This is a genomic window from Streptomyces sp. NPDC026515, assembly GCF_055567595.1.
The window spans coordinates 1-1,469 of the sequence record NZ_JBVHQD010000060.1; the positions used below are offsets into that span (position 1 = coordinate 1).

At 70.2% G+C, this 1,469-nt stretch carries 1 protein-coding gene; it reads right to left on the minus strand.

All coding sequences use genetic code 11. The annotated features are described in order from the left end of the window. Positions 1 to 23: 23 nt before the first annotated feature. Entirely contained in the window at positions 24 to 1,226 is a 1,203-nt protein-coding gene (locus ACZ4O3_RS44075) for an IS110 family RNA-guided transposase (protein WP_467728034.1), read from the minus strand. Positions 1,227 to 1,469: the final 243 nt, after the last annotated feature.

Below are 1,469 nucleotides of genomic sequence, written 5' to 3' on the forward strand. Positions count from 1 at the left end.
GGGGGGTGCCTCTATGTCTTTCGTCAAGCGAGGCGTGGGGTTCGGGGTTCGTAGAAGGCGCCGTCGCGGAGCATCGCGAAGAGCACGCTGATGCGGTGGCGTGCGAGGCGGAGAAGGGCCTGGGTGTGGGTCTTCCCGCGCGCCCGGCATTTGTCGTAGTAAGTGCGGGAGGCGGGGTCGTGCAGGGCGGCGAATGCGGACAGGAACATCGCGCGTTTCAGGACGCGGTTGCCGCCGCGTGGTGCGTGTTCGCCGTGGATCGAGGTCCCGGATGACCTCGTGGTCGGCGCGAGGCCGGCGTAGGAGGCGAGGTGGGCGGCGGTGGGGAAGCCGGTGCCGTCGCCAACGGTGACCAGGAGGGTGGCGGCGGTCCTGACGCCGACGCCGGGCAGCGACGTCAGGACCTTGGAAAGAGGGTGTGCCTCCAGCAGGGCGCTGATCTGGGCTTCTGTGGCCCGGCGTTGTTCGTGGACGGCGCCGAGCGAGCGGGCCAGGGAGGGGATGACGATGTCGAGGGTGCCGGTGCCCGGGACGACGACGGTCTGCTCGTCGAGTGCCTCGAAGACGTCGTCGATCAGCCGTGTGGCCATGCGCGGGGCCTTGGGCCGGATCACCTCGACGAGTTTGCGGCGTCCGGCTTTTCGCAGGGCGGCCGGGGATCCGTAGCGTTCGAGGAGCCAGGTGACGGCCTGGTGGTCGAGCCGGGGGCCGAGGACGCGTTCCAGGGACGGGTGGAACTGGGTGAGCAGGCCGCGGATCCGGTTGCTGGTGCGGGTGGCCTCGGCGGCCAGGTCCTGGTCGAAGCCGACGAGGACGGTGAGCTCAGCGGTGATCTCGTCGGTGAGTTCCAGCGAGCGCAGGGTGTGCGGCATGGTGCGGGCCGCGTCGGCGATCACGGCCGCGTCGCGGGCGTCGGTCTTCGCCTCGCCCGGGTAGAGGTCGGCGATCCGCCGCATGGACAGGCCGGGCAGGTAGGCGACGGTGCAGCCGGTGTCGCGGGCCACCGCCAGCGGGAGGGCGCCGATCGAGGCGGGCTGGTCCACGATCACCAGGACGGTGCCGAACTTGGACTTCAGCTTCTCGAAGATGTCGCGCAGTTTCGGCTCGGTGTTGGGCAGCTGCTTGTCGAGGACTTTCTTGCCCGCCGGGGTGAGTCCGTGGCCGTGGTGGTGGCTCTTGCCGACGTCCAGGCCCAGGAAGACGCCTATCTCGTCGTTGTCGTTCACGCCGTCCTCCCGAACGGGGTTGTGCGGTGCTGGCCGGGGCGTTGGCGTCGTGCGCGCATCCACGTTATGCAGACCTGCCGCCCACCAGGTGCCGGGCATTGCGCTCGGCGGGGCGGTAGTCGGACCTCTCATCAGCGTCTCCAACGGCGCCTCTCGGGCCCGGTGGCACCACCCCCCAGGTCATCTGTTCGACAGGGGGGAACAGCCATGCCGGGCCCGGAGGCCAGCGGCCCTCTTGCAGGA